This is a genomic window from Synechococcus sp. BO 8801, from assembly GCF_002252675.1.
Lineage (GTDB): Bacteria > Cyanobacteriota > Cyanobacteriia > PCC-6307 > Cyanobiaceae > Cyanobium.
This window is the reverse complement of record NZ_NQKY01000029.1, coordinates 1-15,910: the sequence shown is the minus strand read 5'-3', so window position 1 is coordinate 15,910 and position 15,910 is coordinate 1. Positions and strand designations below refer to the sequence as shown.

Annotated in this window: 18 protein-coding genes and 2 tRNA genes; 10 read left to right on the top strand and 10 right to left on the bottom strand. The window is 70.9% G+C overall.

Going from position 1 to position 15,910, the window contains the following annotated elements:
• Positions 1-10: 10 nt before the first annotated feature.
• Positions 11-580 carry a cell division protein SepF gene (locus CJZ86_RS15185; RefSeq protein ID WP_094587238.1) on the top strand — a complete coding sequence of 190 codons (570 nt, stop codon included), beginning with the start codon at positions 11-13 and terminating at the stop codon, positions 578-580.
• Positions 567-1,415 carry a pyrroline-5-carboxylate reductase gene (gene proC / locus CJZ86_RS15180; protein ID WP_094587236.1) on the top strand — a complete coding sequence of 283 codons (849 nt, stop codon included), beginning with the start codon at positions 567-569 and terminating at the stop codon, positions 1,413-1,415. Before CJZ86_RS15185 ends, proC begins: the two co-directional genes overlap by 14 nt.
• A 33-nt stretch (positions 1,416-1,448) precedes the next feature.
• Here proC and plsY read toward each other — a convergent pair whose 3' ends face one another.
• Genes plsY through CJZ86_RS15155 form a run of 5 tightly spaced genes read right to left on the bottom strand, consistent with a single transcriptional unit; the run spans position 1,449 to position 5,767 of the window.
• On the bottom strand, positions 1,449-2,084 hold the full coding sequence (plsY, locus tag CJZ86_RS15175) for a glycerol-3-phosphate 1-O-acyltransferase PlsY (protein WP_094587234.1): 636 nt from the start codon (positions 2,082-2,084) through the stop codon (positions 1,449-1,451).
• A gap of 20 nt (positions 2,085-2,104) precedes the next feature.
• Entirely contained in the window at positions 2,105-3,055 is a 951-nt protein-coding gene (locus tag CJZ86_RS15170) for a DUF3086 domain-containing protein (protein WP_094587232.1), read from the bottom strand.
• A 47-nt stretch (positions 3,056-3,102) separates the two neighbouring features.
• Positions 3,103-3,573 (bottom strand): DUF3119 family protein, encoded by a 471-nt coding sequence (locus CJZ86_RS15165; protein WP_094587230.1) that lies wholly within the window; start codon positions 3,571-3,573, stop codon positions 3,103-3,105.
• On the bottom strand, positions 3,570-4,319 hold the full coding sequence (locus CJZ86_RS15160; RefSeq protein WP_094587228.1) for an MlaE family ABC transporter permease: 750 nt from the start codon (positions 4,317-4,319) through the stop codon (positions 3,570-3,572). Before CJZ86_RS15160 ends, CJZ86_RS15165 begins: the two co-directional genes overlap by 4 nt.
• Entirely contained in the window at positions 4,316-5,767 is a 1,452-nt protein-coding gene (locus tag CJZ86_RS15155) for an MFS transporter (protein WP_094587226.1), read from the bottom strand. The genes CJZ86_RS15160 and CJZ86_RS15155 overlap by 4 nt, the downstream gene beginning before the upstream one ends.
• A 147-nt stretch (positions 5,768-5,914) precedes the next feature.
• On the opposite strand from CJZ86_RS15155, the gene CJZ86_RS15150 reads away from it, so the two are divergent.
• Positions 5,915-5,985 (top strand) — tRNA-Gly (locus CJZ86_RS15150).
• Here the strand turns inward: CJZ86_RS15150 and CJZ86_RS15145 are convergent.
• Positions 5,940-8,102, bottom strand: a complete 2,163-nt coding sequence (locus tag CJZ86_RS15145; protein ID WP_094587269.1) for a glycogen debranching protein — start codon at positions 8,100-8,102, stop codon at positions 5,940-5,942. The two genes, CJZ86_RS15150 and CJZ86_RS15145, sit on opposite strands and share 46 nt — an antisense overlap.
• Before the next feature lie 70 nt (positions 8,103-8,172).
• Here CJZ86_RS15145 and CJZ86_RS15140 point away from each other — a divergent pair, with 70 nt between their 5' ends.
• The 6 genes from CJZ86_RS15140 (at position 8,173) to CJZ86_RS15115 (ending at position 11,997) form a co-directional block, all read left to right on the top strand.
• Positions 8,173-8,976: an MBL fold metallo-hydrolase gene (locus CJZ86_RS15140; RefSeq protein WP_094587224.1), complete on the top strand. Its 804-nt coding sequence runs from the start codon at positions 8,173-8,175 to the stop codon at positions 8,974-8,976.
• Positions 8,977-9,123: 147 nt separating this feature from the next.
• The gene (locus tag CJZ86_RS15135) at positions 9,124-9,399 is read left to right on the top strand and encodes an HU family DNA-binding protein (protein WP_015110525.1); all 276 of its coding nucleotides are present in this window, start codon (positions 9,124-9,126) and stop codon (positions 9,397-9,399) included.
• A gap of 56 nt (positions 9,400-9,455) precedes the next feature.
• Positions 9,456-10,421: a tRNA glutamyl-Q(34) synthetase GluQRS gene (gluQRS, locus tag CJZ86_RS15130; protein ID WP_094587267.1), complete on the top strand. Its 966-nt coding sequence runs from the start codon at positions 9,456-9,458 to the stop codon at positions 10,419-10,421.
• A 420-nt stretch (positions 10,422-10,841) separates the two neighbouring features.
• Complete coding sequence (locus CJZ86_RS15125; RefSeq protein ID WP_233134047.1) at positions 10,842-11,147, top strand: lactate dehydrogenase; 306 nt, start codon at positions 10,842-10,844, stop codon at positions 11,145-11,147.
• A 96-nt stretch (positions 11,148-11,243) separates the two neighbouring features.
• Positions 11,244-11,507, top strand: a complete 264-nt coding sequence (locus CJZ86_RS15120; RefSeq protein WP_094587222.1) for a hypothetical protein — start codon at positions 11,244-11,246, stop codon at positions 11,505-11,507.
• 121 nt (positions 11,508-11,628) lie between these two features.
• Entirely contained in the window at positions 11,629-11,997 is a 369-nt protein-coding gene (locus CJZ86_RS15115; protein ID WP_094587220.1) for an AbrB family transcriptional regulator, read from the top strand.
• Between the two features lie 4 nt (positions 11,998-12,001).
• Here the strand turns inward: CJZ86_RS15115 and CJZ86_RS15110 are convergent, their stop codons facing one another.
• Both CJZ86_RS15110 and CJZ86_RS15105 read right to left on the bottom strand, forming a co-directional pair.
• The gene (locus CJZ86_RS15110; RefSeq protein WP_094587218.1) at positions 12,002-12,493 is read right to left on the bottom strand and encodes a hypothetical protein; all 492 of its coding nucleotides are present in this window, start codon (positions 12,491-12,493) and stop codon (positions 12,002-12,004) included.
• A gap of 117 nt (positions 12,494-12,610) precedes the next feature.
• Positions 12,611-12,682: transfer RNA gene (locus CJZ86_RS15105), tRNA-Thr, on the bottom strand.
• A 52-nt stretch (positions 12,683-12,734) separates the two neighbouring features.
• Between CJZ86_RS15105 and CJZ86_RS15100 the strand changes: the two genes are divergently transcribed.
• Positions 12,735-12,992 carry a DUF3493 domain-containing protein gene (locus tag CJZ86_RS15100; protein WP_094587216.1) on the top strand — a complete coding sequence of 86 codons (258 nt, stop codon included), beginning with the start codon at positions 12,735-12,737 and terminating at the stop codon, positions 12,990-12,992.
• On the opposite strand, the gene CJZ86_RS15095 is transcribed toward CJZ86_RS15100, so the two are convergent.
• Both CJZ86_RS15095 and infB read right to left on the bottom strand, forming a co-directional pair.
• The gene (locus CJZ86_RS15095) at positions 12,909-13,745 is read right to left on the bottom strand and encodes a low-complexity tail membrane protein (protein ID WP_094587214.1); all 837 of its coding nucleotides are present in this window, start codon (positions 13,743-13,745) and stop codon (positions 12,909-12,911) included. The genes CJZ86_RS15100 and CJZ86_RS15095 overlap by 84 nt on opposite strands.
• Positions 13,746-13,749: 4 nt before the next feature.
• On the bottom strand, positions 13,750-15,910 hold a 2,161-nt coding region (gene infB / locus CJZ86_RS15090; protein WP_094587212.1), incomplete at its 5' end, for a translation initiation factor IF-2.

Here is a 15,910-nt window from a genome sequence, read left to right as displayed (position 1 = left end):
GGTCGACTCCGTGTCGTTGTTCTCCCGCCTGCGTGCCGTCGTCTCCGGTGACGACTATCTCGATGGCGACTTCGACGACGAACTCGACTACGACCCCGGCGACACCACCACGGCCGCGACCACTTCCACGGCCGGCAGAAACACCGGAGCCCTCGCTCTGAGCACCGATTTCTCCAGCGATGATCCCTTCGCCGGAACCAACGTCATCGGCATGCCCGGCATCACCAGCGCCGTGGCCGAGGTGTGCCTGATGGAGCCGCGCAGCTTCGACGAGATGCCCCGCGCGATTCAGGCTCTCCGGGAGCGCAAGACCGTCATCCTCAACCTCACCATGATGGAGCCGGACCAGGCCCAGCGGGCCGTGGATTTCGTCGCCGGCGGCACCTTCGCCATCGACGGTCACCAGGAACGGGTGGGCGAGAGCATCTTCCTGTTCGCCCCCAGCTGCGTCACGGTCACCACCGCGGGCGGTGAGGAAGCCGCCTCCCCCACGGTGGTCTCCGGGCGCACCGGCCCCGTCGACGACCAGCAGGAGGCTGCCCCCAGCCCCGCCTGGGGCCGTTCGGATGCCATGGTCTGACACCGTCGGCGTGGTGGGCCTCGGCCGGATGGCCAGGGCCCTGCTGCTGCCGCTTCTCGACGCCGGCCTGCTCGAGCGCTCCGCCGTCCGGGCCGCGGTGGCCAGTGAGGCTTCCGCCCGGCGGCTGAGCGACGAACTCGGGATCCAGGTCTCCACGGATGCCGCCCCGGCCTGGGCCGCGCCCGTGGTGCTGCTGGCGGTGAAGCCCCAGCAGATCGAAGCGGTGGCCCCCGCGGCGACCGAAGCCCTGGCAGAGGCCCTGGCGGCCGCCCCCACCCTGGCGGCGGCCCCCTCCCCCGGCGAGCCGCTGCTGATCTCCGTGCTGGCGGGGGTGACCCTGGCGCGGCTGCAGGCCCTGTTCCCGGGACGGGCCTGCGTGCGGGCCGTGCCCAACACCCCGGCCCTGGTGCGGGCCGGACTCACGGGGCTGAGCTGGGGCGAGGGCGTCGGCGAGGCCCGGCGCGAGCAGGTGCGCCGGTTGTTCGCCGAGGTGGGTGAGGTGCTCGACCTTCCGGAGCCCCAGCTCGATCCCTTCCTGGCCCTCACCTCCTCCGGTCCCGCCTTCCTGGCCCTGGTGGCCGAATCGATGGCCGACGGGGCGGTGGCGGGGGGGTTGCCCCGGCCGCTGGCCATGCACCTGGCCCACCGCACCATGGCCGGCACGGCGGCGCTGCTGCAGGGGCAGGAGCTCCACCCCGGCCAGCTCAAGGACATGGTGACCAGCCCCGCCGGTACGACGGCCGCCGGGCTGCGCCAGCTGGAGCGGGCCGGACTGCGCTCGGCCCTGATCGAGGCCGTGCTGGCCGCGACGGAGCGCAGCCGCCAGCTGGGGTGACTCCCACCGGTTCGCCTCGCGTCCCGGTTCCCTTCAGCTGCGGCCGGCCCCGAGCCGCGGTTCGGTGCCGGCCATCAGCCGCTGCAGGTTGCTGCGGTGCCGCCAGAGCACCAGCGCCGTGGTGAGCAGGGCCAGGCTCAGGTAGGCCGGCCGCAGGCCGTCGGCGCCGAAGGAGCCCAGCATCAGCAGGGGCAGCGACAGGGCCGCCACCACGCTGGAGAGCGACACGATGCGGCTGAGGCTCAGCGTGGTGAGGAAGATGCCGAAACAGGCCAGTCCCACGGGCCAGGTCAGCCCCAGCAGCATGCCCAGGCCGGTGGCCACCGCCTTGCCCCCTTTCCAGCCCAGCCATAGCGGCCAGATGTGGCCGGCCAGGGCCGCCAGGCCCGCCGCCACCACCCCCCAGTCGCTGATGGCGCTGAAACCGAGGGGCTGCAGCACCGCCTTGGCCAGCAGCACCGCGGCGGTGCCCTTGAGCACGTCCAGCAGGAACACCACCAGGGCCGGCCCCTTGCCCAGCACCCGCAGCACGTTGGTGGCACCGGTGGAGCCGGATCCTTCCTGGCGCAGATCGATGCCGGCGAGCCAGCGGCCCGCCAGCCAGCCGAAGGGAATCGAGCCCAGCAGGTAGCCCGCCGGCAGCACGAGCAGATCGGGGAGGAAAACCATGGCAGGAGAGGTCGGGTGGGTCAGTAGAGATCGGCTTCGGCGTCGATCTCCCCGGGGCCGGCGGCGAAGGCCAGCCAGAGGGGGAACTGCAGGATCGGAATCTCGATCACCTGCTCGGCCGCGTCGATCACGATGAAGGGCAGCTCGCCCCTTTCCTCGAGGCGGTCAGCCCGCTCGATCAGGGCATCGGCCCGCTCGAACAGCACGATGCCGCTGGCGGGGCCGAAATCGTCGCGGCTGAGGCCCAGGCAGTCCTGCAGTCCCCGCCGCCATTCGCCGAGGCGCTCCGGCTGGCTGGCCAGCACCAGGGTCTGGAAGCGCTCGCCGTAGAGCTCCCCCAGGATCGCGATCGCCGCCGCCGCCGCCAGGGCATTGCGGCTGCGGCTGCCACCGCTGGGCTGGGCGCCCCGGCCGCCCTGGGAGAGGAACCAGTCCTCGAGCCGGGTGGCGGCGGAGCGCTCCAGGGTGCGGCGCAGTTTCCAGGGATCGGCGTAGAAGTCGGGCTGGCCGCCGAACTGCTCCAGCCGCTCCCGGACCAGGTCCGCATCGTCACGGAACAGACCAGCGGCGGCAGGGGCCGCGGCGGCCTCCGTCGCCTCGCCGGCCCCAGCGCCGGGCGTCGCCTGGTCGAGGGGGGAGGGCTGCACCACCAGCGGTTGCACCACCAGCTCCATCTGCTCGGCGGCGGCGGCCAGATCCTGCAGGGCCCCCACCAGGTAGTCCTGGAAGCCCTTGAGCCGCCGGGCGATCGCATCCGACTGGCCGGCGAAGCTGCCGGTGATCTCCTGGCGGATCTGCTCCCGGCGGCTCTCCAGCTCGCCGATCTCCCCCAGGAGCTCGGCGCGTCGTTGCCGCAGTTCCGTCAGGGCCAGCTCCAGGAGCCCATCGGTCCCGGCAGCGGCCGATGCGGGGGCGGTGGCCGGGGTGGGATCCGGCGGGGTGATGGCGGGCGGTTCGGGTTGGTCGCTCATGGCAGGCGGGGGGGCAAGGCGGCGGAGGGCTCGGGCGGGGTGCGCGGTCACGGGGACCCGGGTTGAGGGGGAGCGGGCTCAGGGGGGGACGGGGGCGGCAGACGCCGCTCCAGCTCCTCCCGCAGGGCCGTGGCGTCGAAGAGCATCGGCAGCAGGTGGATGCTCTTCTGCTCCCGGAAATAGAACAGCACCGGCAGGGCCGGCCACCAGACCCGCCAGCCGATCCAGGCGTCGTAGGGGAAGCGGCGGATCACGGTGTCGCCGCGGGACACCAGCAGGGCGTCGGCCGCAAAGCGCAACCGCAGCAGGGCCGTCTGCAGCAGCAGGAACAGCCCCATGATCCCCATCGCCAGGGCCGGCCAGAGCGCGGCGCTCCACAGGGGCCGCAGGCCCAGGACGGCGCCCGCCAGCGTCAGCAGCCCGAGCGGCACCCAGGCCCGGGGGCTGAGCACCACCGCGTCCGCGTCGCTGCCGCCGGGGGCGGCGCTGGCCGGAGGGGGGGAGGGGGCGAAGGTCATTGGCCGAAGAGCAACTGGGTGAGCAGCACGTCCACCAGGGCGACGCTGACGAGAATCATGACCACCGCGCCGGTGGTGCTGGCGCCCACCTCCTTGGGCCCCCCCCGGGTGGTGAGCCCCCAGCCGCAGGCGATGACGGCGATCATCAGGCCGAAGACCACGGCCTTGAGCAGCATCGAGGGCAGGTCGTCGGGTTCCATCCAGACCCGCACCGAGTTCCAGAAGACGGAGGGAGGAATGCTGTACAGCAGGGTGCTGCTCACCTGGCCCGACCAGATCGCCATCCAGAAGAACAGCAGGCACTGCACCGGCGCCATCACCACCATGGCCAGCACCCGCGGCACCACGAGGTACTCCACCGGGTCGGTGCGCAGCATCGTGATGGCGTCGATCTGCTCGGTCACCTTCATGGTGCCCAGCTGGGCGGCGTAGGCGGTGGCCACCTTGCCGGTCAGCAGGGTCGCCGTGAGCAGGGGGGCGATCTCCCGTGAGAGGCCAAGGGCGAGCAGTCCCCCCACGGCGGCGCTGGCCCCCTGCTTGGAGAGTTCGGCCGCCACCTGGATGTTGAACACCGTGCCGGCCGCCAGGGCCGTGATCAGCACGATCAGGAAGCTGCCCGGCCCGGCCTCCAGCAGCTCCTGGACCAGGTCGACCATGCCGATGCGGCCGCGGGCGATGGCGCTCACGGCCTGACCGCCGATCATCAGGCTGGCGCCCAGCCGCTGCAGCCAGCGCGGCGCCTTCATGGCGCCGAGGGCGTCAGGGTCTCCGGCTCGGGGCCCCGCTCCGGCCAGCGGCGCATCACCACCAGGCCCAGCACCACCAGCAGCGCCGGGATCAGGCCCATGCACATCCGGATCGCCAGCAGGGCGCTGTCCGGCTGCAGGATGCCCTTGGCCGCCTGGTAGCCGCTCAGGCTCATCAGGTTGCCGAAGAAGAACAGGGCCAGGCTGATGCAGATCTTCTGGGTGAACACCATCCAGGCGCTGTAAAGCCCGGCGGGCTTCTCCGGATCGGCATCGATGGCATCCGGCAGCAGGGCCCAGGGGATCAGGTAGGCGGTGGAGGCCCCCAGGCCGACGATCAGGATCGTCACCACCAGGGCGGTGAGACGCACCAGGTTGGAGGCCGAGGCGGTGGGGCCGATGGCGGCATCGAGGGGCACCAGCAGCATCGCCATCACACAGGCGGCGATCCAGAGGGCGGTGCCCCAGTGCAGGGCCGTCAGGCGACCGCGGTGGCGGGCGATGGCGGTCCAGAGCTGGAGCCCCACCAGGGTGCTGACCTGGAACGGCAGCAGGATCCAGTTGCTCCAGCCCTCCGGCAGCCGCATCACCACCGGCAGGAAGATCAGCGCCGCCGTCTGCATGATCTGCAGGGCGCACCAGAGCAGCAGGTACAACCCCAGGACCATCTGGAAACGACCGTTGCTGCCCACCCGGGCCAGGAGCCGCCGGGTGGTGCCCCGCTGGCTGGTGGGTCGCTGGCAGTGCCGCGCCGCCGGGGCGATGCCCCAGCCGCAGAGCAGGGTGGAGCAGGTGATCAGCACCCCCGAGAAGATCCCCACCTGCAGGTAGCTGTCGGGGTTCTGGTGATCCTTGAGCAGCACGCCCCCCAGCACGATCCCCACCAGGCCGGCGATGATCGATCCGGTGAAGCGGGCGCTGTTGAGCCGGGTGCGCAGGTTGACGCTGGTGGTCAGTTCCGCCGCCAGGGCGGAGTAGGGCAGGTTGACGCAGGTGTAGAGGGTGTTGGCCACCATCGAGATCGCCACGAACACGGCGAACCGGACCCAGAGCCCCCCCGGCGGCAGCCACCACATCAGGGCCATGGCGAAGCCGAGCGGAACGGCGCTGCCCAGGATCCAGGGCAGCCGGGGCCCCCAGGAGCTGCGGGTCTTGTCGCTCAGCCAGCCCACGACCGGGTCGTTGATGGCATCCCAGAGCCGGGCCGTCATCAGCACCAGCCCGGCCATCCAGGCCGGCAGCCCCGCCGCCGAGGTGTAGAAGATGAAGAGGTAGAAGCCGATCAGGGAGGCCGCCATGCCGGTACCGGCGTCCCCCATGCCGTAGGCCAGCAGCACCCTGCGGCGTTCACCGGCGGGAAGGTCCGCCGTATCCACTACGCCATCCGCCACACCCGACGGCAGGCCCGGCGCTGCCGGTGGCGGGGAGGACGGTGTGGGGGTGGTCAAACCTGGAGGGGCTCCGGTGGTGGTCGTCCGGTTGTGATCGTCCGGCGGAGGTCGGCCGCAGCAGGTCGGCCGGTGCAGGTCATAATGCTGCAGCCGGTTCCAGGGAGCCAGTTCCAGGGAACCAGTCGCCAGTACTTCTGTACTGCTGCGGGCGTAGTTTAGTGGTAAAACCTCAGCCTTCCAAGCTGATGATGCGGGTTCGATTCCCGCCGCCCGCTTGCTCCTCCGCCGGAGCCCCCACGGCAGGCCCAGCCTGAGCTTCCGTGTCCTCCAGCAGCGGGGTCGCCACCAGCAGCATCAGGCTGCGGCTCTCCAGGGGCGCCGTCGGCAGCAGCCAGGGATCGGCTTTCGCCGGCAGGTCGTGGTCGCCCGGGATGGCCGTGTCGATCACCCGCCGCCAGCCGGCGGCCTGGGCCGGCAGCTGGAACTGCATCGGCTGGTAGTAGGCGTTCATGCCGCACCAGAGCAGGGGGCCGAGGCTGGCGTCATGCAGGCTCCAGGCCAGACAGTGGGACCAGCTGGCCCAGTCGGGCTTGCCCAGCTCGAGGCCGTGCCACTCCCGCCAGAGGGGCAGGCTGCCGGGGCCCCGGGCCGGGCCGGCAGGGGCCGGGGCCAGGGGCAGTTCCTGGTTGAGCAGGGGGGCGAGCCGCTGGCGCAGCTGGATCAGGCGCCGCAGGAAGCGGCGCAGGGCCATGTCCCCGGCGTCCGGCTGCCAGTGCATCCACCCCAGGGGGTTGTTCTGGCACCAGGTGTTGTTGTTCCCCCCCTGGCTGCGGCGCACCTCATCGCCCATCAGCAGCATCGGCACCCCGGGGGCCAGCAGCAGGGAGGCCAGCAGGTTGCGCAGTTGCCGGTCCCGCAGGCCATTCACGCCGGCGTCGCTGCAGGGACCCTCCACGCCGTGGTTCCAGCTGTTGTTGTGGTTGTCGCCGTCGCGGTCGTTCTCGCCGTTGGCCAGGTTGTGCTTGCGGTCGAAGCTGACCAGGTCCGCCAGGGTGAAGCCGTCGTGGGCGGTGAGGAAGTTGATCGTGCGGCCCACCGGAGAGGGCTGGCCGTTGAACAGATCCGGATTGCCTGACAGGCGCTGGCTCAGGCTCCAGGTGGTGCGGTCGTCCCCCTTCCAGAAGCGGCGCACGTCGTCGCGGAAGCGGCCGTTCCAGCTGGCCACCCGCCGGGCCGGGAAGTCGGCGAGCCGGTAGAGGCCGCCGCAGTCCCAGGGTTCGCTCACCACCTTCAGATCGCTGAGATCGGGATCCGCCTCCATCTCCTCGAACAGGGGCGGGGCATCGAGGGGGGCCAGGGCCTCGCCCCGGGTCAGGGCGATGCCGAGGTCGAAGCGGAAACCATCGATGCCCAGCTCCGTGCTCCAGCAGCGCAGGGACTCCAGGATCAGGCGCCGCACCAGGGGGCGGTTGGCGGCGATCGTGTTGCCGCAGCCGCTGACATCGAGGTAGTCGCCCCTGGCCGTCTGGTGGTAGTAGAGGGCGTCGCCGAACCCCCGCCAGCTCAGGGTGGGGCCCTCCTGGTTGCCTTCGCTGGTGTGGTTGTAGACCACATCCAGAATCACCTCCAGGCCGGCCTGGTGGCAGGCGGTCACCAGCTGGCGCACCTCGTTCCGGCCCTGCAGCGGGTCGCCGTCGACCAGATAGGCCGGATGGGGGGCCATCCAGCTGACGGGGCTGTAGCCCCAGTGGTTGAACCGCCCGGCGGGGGCGTCCTGGGGATCGAAGGCCATCACCGGCAGCAGTTCGATCGCCGTCACCCCCATCGACTGGAGGTAGGGCAGGGTGTCGATCAGCCCCAGCAGGGTTCCCTGCCGTTCCGCCGGCACCGGACAGCCGGCGCCCCGGGTGAAACCGCCCACGTGCAGCTCGTAGATGACGCTCTTCTGCCAGGAATGGCGCGGCCGGGGGGCGGCGTCGAAGTCGAACCGGTCCCGCTCGGTGACCACCCCCTTGAGGCAGGCGGAGGCATTGGGGACGGCGCCGACGGCGGCGCCCCGCTGGTAGACGTCCCAGCCGGTGATCGCCCTGGCGCAGGGATCGAGCAGCACCTTGGAGGGGTTGAAGCCATGGCTCCCGGGCTGGATCGGGCCGAACACCCGGTAGCCGTAGCAGCAGCCGATGCCGAGCCCTTCCACCTCCACATGCCAGTGCTCACCGGAGCGGTGGGCGGGATCGAGCTCGATCACCTCCAGGGGCTCCCGGGCGGCGCCGTCCGCGAAGATCAGCAGCTCGATGCGGGTGGCCAGGGGGGCCACCACGGAGAAATTGACGCCCCGGCGGGTGACGGAGGCCCCCAGTGGCCAGGGATGTCCGATCCGGGTCGCCGACAAATCACTGGCCTGGGTTCCGCCCAGGCTACGCCGGGCCTCCGGAAGCTGCCGCCGGGGGTTCAATGGGGCGATGAACCCTTCCCCCGCCGCCCTGCTGCCGTCCGAGGAGGGCCGTCCGCCCCTGCCGGTACGGCCGGGGCTGTGGCTGTTCGCCCCCAGCCGCGAGAGCCAGGGGGGCAGCGCCTGGCTGCTGGAGGCCGCCGGCGCCGACCTGCTGATCGACTGCCCCGCCTACACCCGGGCCAACCTGCGCTTCCTGGCCGGGCGCCCCCGCCATCGGACGGCCGGGAACGGGCCGCCACCGGCCTGGATCGTGCTCACCGGCCGCGGCGGCCACGGCCGCTGCCGCCGCCTGCAGCAGGCTCTTGGATGGCCGGTTCTCGTCCAGGAACAGGAGGCCTACCTCCTGCCCAGTGTGGATCCGCTGCACACCTTCGCCGCGGAACACCGGCTGGAGCCCGACGTGCGGCTGCTCTGGACGCCGGGGCCCTCCCCGGGCGCCTGCGTCGTGCATGTCGCCCCGGCGGCGGGGGACGGCCTGGGCGGGCTGTTCTGCGGCCGGCTGCTGGTTCCGGTGGCGCCGGCCCGCGTCGCGCCCCTGCGGCAGCGGGGCACGTTCCACTGGGGGCGCCAGCTTAGCAGCGTCGAGCGTCTGCGCCGCTGGCTGCCGCCCGGCTCCCCCGGCTGGATCGCCAGCGGCGCCGGACTGGGGGCCCTGAGGGGGCCGAAGCTGGTGGAGCAAGGTGCCGCCCTGCTGGGGGACCTGGATCTGGAGTCCCTGACGCTGCAGCCCCCGGGGGGCGGGCTGGAGGTCGCCCCCTTTACCACGGAACACCCCACTGCGGGCCTCCCGCCCCCCAAACCGCTGTCATGAGTGGACTTCTCCTGTTGCGGCCCTGCCGCAACGCCCATACGATTGGCGCGCTGAACGCACCGGGCGGTCGGGGACTTCCGATTCGCCTCCACCACTCGACGACCCGAACCCCGCCATCGCCACCTACCCGGAGGCTTCCCCCGAACAATGAACAAAGCTGATCTCGTCAACATCGTCGCTGCCCGCACGGAGCTCACCAAGACCGACGTCTCCCTCGTCGTCGATGCCGCCATCGAAACCATCGTCGATTCGGTGGTCGAGGGCAAGAAGGTGTCCATCCTCGGTTTCGGCTCCTTCGAGCCCCGTGAGCGGTCCGCCCGTCAGGGTCTGAATCCCAAGACCGGCGAGAAGATCAAGATCCCCGCCAAGCGCGTGCCCGCCTTCACCGCCGGCAAGCTCTTCAAGGACAAGGTCCAGGGCTGATCCCCAGCGGCCGCACTCCGGCCATGGCGACGGCCTCAGGGGTTTCCACACCTCCCCTGCGGCTGCCCCTCCATCTCCAGGAACGCCTCGCCGCGGGTCTGGAGCTCAGGCGGCAGGGCTACCGCACCCGTTTCGCCCCCTCCCCCACCGGTCCCCTGCACCGGGGCAACCTCCGCACCGCCCTGCTCGGCTGGCTCGAAGCCCGGCTGAGGGGCGGTGTTTGGCTGTTGCGCATCGATGATCTCGACGGGCCCCGCAACCGGCCGGGCGCCGAGGCCTCGATCCTCGACGACCTCCGCTGGCTCGGTCTGGAGTGGGATGGTCCCGTGGCCCGGCAGAGCGACCACCGCGGCATCTACGCCACCGTTCTCTCGGCCCTGCGCCAGGCAGGACGGCTCTATCCCTGCCGCTGCAGCAGGCGGCTGCTGGCCGATGTTTCCGCGCCCCACGGGGCGCTGGCGGTGTATCCGGGCTACTGCCGGAATCGCCCGCCCCTGTGGGGCCCCCAGGCCGGGCGGCTGCCCAGCTGGCGTCTGCACCTGGAGCCCGGCGCCCTGCGCTGGCAGGAACGCTGCGGGTCCGCTGGCGGCCAGGACGGCCCCGCCGACGTGGGAGACGTGGTGCTGCGCCGGGCCGACGGGGTGGTGGCTTACCACCTGGCCACAGCCGTGGATGAGCTGCTGATGGGCATCAGCGAGGTGGTGCGAGGGGAGGATCTCTGGCCCTCCACCGGGGCCCAGGTGGCCGTGATGGCCGCCCTCGGCGCCGACCCGCCGTCCTATGCCCATGTGCCCCTGTGGCGGGATGGCCAGGGGGAGCGGCTGAGCAAGCGGGAGGGGGCCGAGGGGCTGGCCGGTCTGCGGCGCCGGGGCCTGGATGCCCCCGGGGTGATCGGGGCCCTGGCCGCCAGCCTCCACCTGGTGCAGACGGGCAGCCGGCTCAGTGCCCGCGAGCTGGCGGACGGCCTGAGCCTCGAGGTCCTGCAGGGTTGCCTGCGCCGGGGGCAGGGCGCCAAGGCTTAAGGAAGATTTCGGGATCCAGGGGGTCTGGGCGAGGCACAGTGAGGAGATGAAAACAAACCCCTGCGAACCGGCCACGGCTGCCCAGGTTCCTGCCCCCGTGTCGAGGGGCCAGTCCCTCGGTCAGAGCCGATGTCCCCAGTGCGGCGGCAGCGGCCTGCTGCGCATCGATGATCAGCGTTACCGCACCTGCCTCGACTGCCTCGGCCAGGGCCGCTCCCCGGCCATGGGGGGCGAAGGGGTCCTCTTCCGGATGGTCACTTCGAGGTCCGTTTCTTCCGCCAGATGAAGAAAGCGGCGGTGGCCACCACCACGGCCAGGGGCGCCGCCGTCAGCAGCAGCAGGATCACGGCCGTCCAGTCGGTGTACATCGGTGCGGGTGTTGAAGCGGTGCCATCATCCCAGCAGATGCCCCCTCCGGTGATGGCCGACGCTCCCCAGCCCAGCGACGTTTCCCGGCCCGGCTTCGGGGTCCGGGCGGGCTCCCTGGCCGGCTTCCTGCTGCTCGTCCTGGTGGGGGGAGCGGGCAGGGCCCTGGCGAACGTGCAGTTCGAGAATTGCGTCACCGGCGCCGATGGGTCGATCACCTGCGACACGGTGCCCACCGGCAACACCCTGATGAATGACGTGGACGCACGCTACGGCTTGCTGCAGAACGCCAGTCCCGGCTGGAGTGAATTCGAGCCCTACCAGGGCTATGACGATGACTTCGGTGGCAATGAGACATGAGCGGCCGGAACGGTCAGGTTGCAACGACATGTGGCGCCCCCTCGCGGCCAGCGGGTCCTCTGGAGTAGTTCAGAAGGGTCACTCACGGGGGTTGTGATGCATTTCTGGGCGCCCGAGATCGATCCGGCCCATCCCCTGGAATGCACCCAGGCCGAGCGCTATGTGCTGCAGCGTCTCTCTGACGGTTCCTACGTCTCCATCCGTCCCGACGACCAGGGCCTCGGGGACGTGAGCGAACCGACCTCGGCCTATCTGTTCCATACCCACGAGGCGGCCGTGCGCGCCGCCGGTGAACTCAATCGCCTCGGCGGTGACGACTTCGACGTGGTGAAGGTGGAGTGGCCCATCGCCCTCTGCTGAAGCCGCCACGGGTTGGCGTTGGTTCGTGGCATCAATCGGCAGGGCGCCATGGGCAGATCCTCCAATGGCGACAAGCGACGAAACCTTTATAGTGTGAGTCGAAAGGTCTTTCCTACTTCCGATGCTTACCGGATCTGATCTCCTGGCCAAGGTCAAGGAACTGGGCGATGTCTCGAAATCCGATCTGGTGCGTGGTTGCGGCTACGTCAGCACCAAGAAGGACGGGGCGGAACGTCTGAATTTCACGGCCTTTTACGAGGCTCTGCTGGAAGCCAAGGGCGTCAGCCTGGGCGAAGGCGGTGGCAAGGGTGCCTCCAAAGGTGGCCGCAAACTCAGCTACGTGGCCACCGTCCAGGGCAACGGCAATCTTCTGGTGGGCAAGGCCTACACCGCCATGCTCGATCTGCAGCCCGGCGATGAATTCGAGATCAAGCTCGGCCGTAAGCAGATTCGCCTGATTCCCGCCGGCTCCACCGAAGACGACGACTGAAGCTTCAGCCCGTCCCGGCGGGTGATGACCGTTTTCTCTGGCGATCGCAGGCCACCAGGAACGCCGTCACCCGTTCGCCCCAGTTCACCACCACCAGCAGGTTTCGGGGTGATCGCGCAAACCCCTGCTGTGACAGCACGGCGAACTGGTTGAGGTCGTCGTGGCTGACCAGGGGCCGCTGACCCTCCAGGCCCTTCCAGGCGCCCAGGAAAGTCTCCCCCTCGAGGGCGCGGCAGCGGGCATAGGCCTCGCCCACGTCGACCCCCCGGCGTCGCAGCCGCACGAAGGCATCCAGATCCGGCCCGAGATGCTCGATCCAGCGTCCCAGGTCCCCGACGGCCACCACCTGGCTGCGGTCCTGGCCTGCGGCCTGCAGCAGCAGGGCCGTCGTCGCCAGCGACCATGCCGTTTCCGCCAGCAAGCGTTCGGCGGCCTGGCAGAGGGCCCCGTGGTGGCTCTCAAGCAGCCGTTCATGCCGGGCCTTCAGATCATCCATGGCCGTTCAGGGCAGCGCTGGAGTGGCCAACGATGGTGGGGAGATCCCGTCGCCGCAAGCGGGCGCGTCGGAAGGCTCAGGACCGCCGGCTGGCAACGGGAGCGAGGGGAGCGAAGAAGCCGGTGATCGGATTTGAACCGACGACCTACTGATTACGAATCAGTTGCTCTACCCCTGAGCTACACCGGCATCGGCCAAGAAATTAGCATTCGTCGGATCACCACCTGCTGGGCACCACTCCATGGGATCCGACCCGAACAGATCCCTGGATCCGGCGCTGCGCCAGCGTCTGCTCAACGAAGCGAGGACGCCCTGGCGGGGGCTCAGGCGGGCCCTGTGGTTCGCCCTGGTGGCCTCCGCCGGGCTGGGTCTGGCCACCATGGCCCTGCGGGCCTCCGCCGGCTCTGAGGTGGCCTCAGCCGATCTCCTGATCCAGGTCGGCGCCTTCGGCCTCTTCGGGGGGCTGCTCTGGTTCGACCGCAACCGCTCCGACAGCTGAGGGCTCGACGGCAGAGGGCTCGACGGCAGAGGGCTCGGCGTCTGGGACCTCGGGCGCCTGGGTTTCCGGTGGCGGCTCAGGCGTCTGCGCTTCCGGTGGCGACTGGGCTGGGGGTGGCTCCTGGGCTCCGTCTGGCGGCGTCGCTTCGGGCGGCATCACCGCCTCGGCCAGCTTCAGGGGCTCGGGCAGCAGCAGGGGCAGGCCCAGGCAGAGGCGCTGCTGCTCCAGTTCCTCCAGGCTGAGGGGGCGGGTGGCGGCCACGACCTCGGGGCTGCGGCTCAGCAGCCACAGGGACTGGATCAGCTGCTGCCACTGCCACAGCATCACCACCAGCAGCAGGGCCGCCAGCAGCAGGGCCACCAGGCGCGGGCAGGAGGCGAAGGGGGTGAGGGGCGCGGCCACGGCGGCATGGCCATCGATCCACCACAGCAGGGGCAGGGCGAGGGCGGCGCCTCCGGCGGTGGCCAGGGCCAGCCCCGGGGCCGCCTGGAGCCGGCTCAGCCGCCGCTGCAGCTCCCGGCGGCCCCGCAGCGGGGTCTGCAGCAGCAGCAGCGACCAGACGTCGGCGGGACGGCGGGCCAGCAGCAGGGAGGGGGCCAGGGCGCCGATCGCCCAGCAGAGCAGCCGCTCCAGGCCCGGCAGGGGGCCCGGGTCGCTCCCGGCCAGGATCAGCAGCAGCAGCAACGCCTCGAGCGGCAGCACCCCGAGGGCGATCAGCTGGAGCCAGAGCAGCGGCTCGCCGCGGGGCGTCACGGGATCAGGTGCTGAGGGTCCGGCGCTGGGTGACCAGCTTGAAGGCCTCGACCCGATCCTTCTCCTGCCAGCCGGTGAACCGATCGCAGCCGATGCCGCACTCGAAGCCGGTGGCCACCTCCTTGACGTCGTCCTTGTTGCGCCGCAGCGAGTCGAGGTCGCCTTCGTAGACGAGCTCCTTGCCGCGGTGGACGCGGATGCGGCAGTTGCGCTGCAGCTTGCCGTTGGTGACGTAGCAGCCGGCCACGGCGCTCTTGCCGATCGTGAACACGGCCCGCACCTCCGCCTCGCCCAGGCTCTCCTCCACCATCTCGGGCTCCAGCAGGCCCTCCATGGCCATCTGGATGTCCTCCAGGAGCTTGTAGATGACGTCGTAATCGCGCACATCCACCCCGGTGGCATCGGCGGCGCGCTTGGCACCGGAGGCCATCGAGGTGTTGAAGCCCACGATCACGGCGCCCGAGGCGGCCGCCAGGTCGACGTCCGTTTCGGTGATCTCGCCCGGTGCCGACAGCAGCACCCGCACCTGAACCTCCTCCTGGGGCAACTGCTCGAGGGATCCGAGGATCGCCTCGACGCTGCCCTGCACATCGGCCTTGAGGATCAGGTTGAGCTCCTTGAGCTCGCCTTCGCTGGCCTGGCCCGACATCGACGCCAGGGACACCCTTCGGGAGGCCATCTGCTGGGCCAGGCGGGTGGCCCGGGCCTCGGTGGCCCGGTCGCCGACGACCGCCCGGGCGCTCTTCTCATCGGCGTAGACCTCGAACTCGTCGCCGGCGGTGGGCACCTCGCTGAAGCCCAGGGCCTCCACGGCGCTCGACGGGCCGGCCTGCTTCACCCGCTTGCCGGTGTCGTCGACCATCGCCCGCACCTTGCCGAGGATCGGACCGGCCGCCAGCACGTCGCCGGCCTTGAGGGTGCCGTTCTGGATCAGCAGGGTGGCCACCGGACCCTTGGCCTTGTCGAGGTGGGCCTCGATCACCGTGCCGCGGGCCATCCGGTCGGGGTTGGCCTGCAGGTCCTCCACTTCGGTGACCAGCAGGATCATCTCCAGCAGCTTGTCGATGTTCTCCCCCTTGATGGCGCTCACGGGGACCATGACGGTGTTGCCGCCCCAGTCCTCGGCCACCAGATCGAGACCGGAGAGCTCCTGTTTGACCCGGTCGGGCTGGGCCCCTTCCTTGTCGATCTTGTTGATCGCCACCACGATCGGCACCTCGGCGGCGCGGGCGTGGCTGATCGCCTCCAGGGTCTGGGGACGGACGCCGTCATCGGCGGCCACCACCAGCACCGCCACGTCGGTGACCTTGGTGCCGCGGGCCCGCATGGCGGTGAACGCCTCGTGGCCCGGGGTGTCGAGGAAGGTGATCTTGCGGTGCTCGTCGCCGTGGGGCACATCGACCTGGTAGGCGCCGATGTGCTGGGTGATGCCGCCGGCTTCCCCGGCCGCCACGCGGGTCTTGCGGATGGCGTCGAGCAGGCTCGTCTTGCCGTGGTCGACGTGGCCCATCACGGTCACCACGGGCGGGCGCCGGATCAGGTGCGCCCTGTCGCTCTCCTCGATCATCTCCACGGTCTTCTTGGCCGCGGCCTCGACGTCGTCCTCGAGGACGGGCACGCCGAACTCCTCGGCCACCGTCTCGATCGTGTGCAGGTCGAGGGTCTGGGTGACGGTGGCGCTGATCCCCTTGAAGAACAGGGATTTGATGATCTCGGAGCTCTCCACGCCGAGGCGGTCGGCCAGCTCCTGCACCGTGAGGTTGCCCTCCGGCACGATCAGCATCTCGGGCCGCTGGGCCTTGGCTTCGCGGGAGGCCCGCAGCTCCATCGCCCGGCGCCGCTGGCGCTGGCGGGTGGTCTCCTTCTTGCGCTTGCGCACCGCCACGGTGGGCTTGGCAGCGGTGCCAGGAGCGGAGCGGGGCTTGGCCGGGCGGGCCAGGCTGGCCTGGAGCACCAGGGCTTCCTGCTCGCCGGCGTAGCCGCCGGTTTCGGCGGTGAGGGCATCATCGTTTTCGCCGATGATGTGCACCTTGGTGCGCTGTTTCTGCGGGGTGCGGCTGCGCAGGGCCTCGAGCTTGGCGCTGTCGTCCCAGTCGGGCCGCCGGGCACCGGGGGCACGGGCACCGGCCGGCGTGGGCGGCCGGAAGCCGGGGCGGCGGGGGGCC

Bases quoted from the DNA above. Each gene is read 5' to 3' on its own strand.
- CJZ86_RS15140 (WP_094587224.1), top strand. From the start codon at position 8,173: ATGAACCCTTCCCCCGCCGCCCTGCTGCCGTCCGAGGAGGGCCGTCCG.
- CJZ86_RS15170 (WP_094587232.1), bottom strand. From the start codon at position 3,055: ATGAGCGACCAACCCGAACCGCCCGCCATCACCCCGCCGGATCCCACC.
- proC (WP_094587236.1), top strand. From the start codon at position 567: ATGCCATGGTCTGACACCGTCGGCGTGGTGGGCCTCGGCCGGATGGCC.
- CJZ86_RS15100 (WP_094587216.1), top strand. From the start codon at position 12,735: ATGGGATCCGACCCGAACAGATCCCTGGATCCGGCGCTGCGCCAGCGT.
- CJZ86_RS15160 (WP_094587228.1), bottom strand. From the start codon at position 4,319: ATGAAGGCGCCGCGCTGGCTGCAGCGGCTGGGCGCCAGCCTGATGATC.
- plsY (WP_094587234.1), bottom strand. From the start codon at position 2,084: ATGGTTTTCCTCCCCGATCTGCTCGTGCTGCCGGCGGGCTACCTGCTG.
- CJZ86_RS15110 (WP_094587218.1), bottom strand. From the start codon at position 12,493: ATGGATGATCTGAAGGCCCGGCATGAACGGCTGCTTGAGAGCCACCAC.
- CJZ86_RS15135 (WP_015110525.1), top strand. From the start codon at position 9,124: ATGAACAAAGCTGATCTCGTCAACATCGTCGCTGCCCGCACGGAGCTC.
- CJZ86_RS15165 (WP_094587230.1), bottom strand. From the start codon at position 3,573: ATGACCTTCGCCCCCTCCCCCCCTCCGGCCAGCGCCGCCCCCGGCGGC.
- CJZ86_RS15120 (WP_094587222.1), top strand. From the start codon at position 11,244: ATGCATTTCTGGGCGCCCGAGATCGATCCGGCCCATCCCCTGGAATGC.
- CJZ86_RS15125 (WP_233134047.1), top strand. From the start codon at position 10,842: ATGGCCGACGCTCCCCAGCCCAGCGACGTTTCCCGGCCCGGCTTCGGG.
- CJZ86_RS15115 (WP_094587220.1), top strand. From the start codon at position 11,629: ATGCTTACCGGATCTGATCTCCTGGCCAAGGTCAAGGAACTGGGCGAT.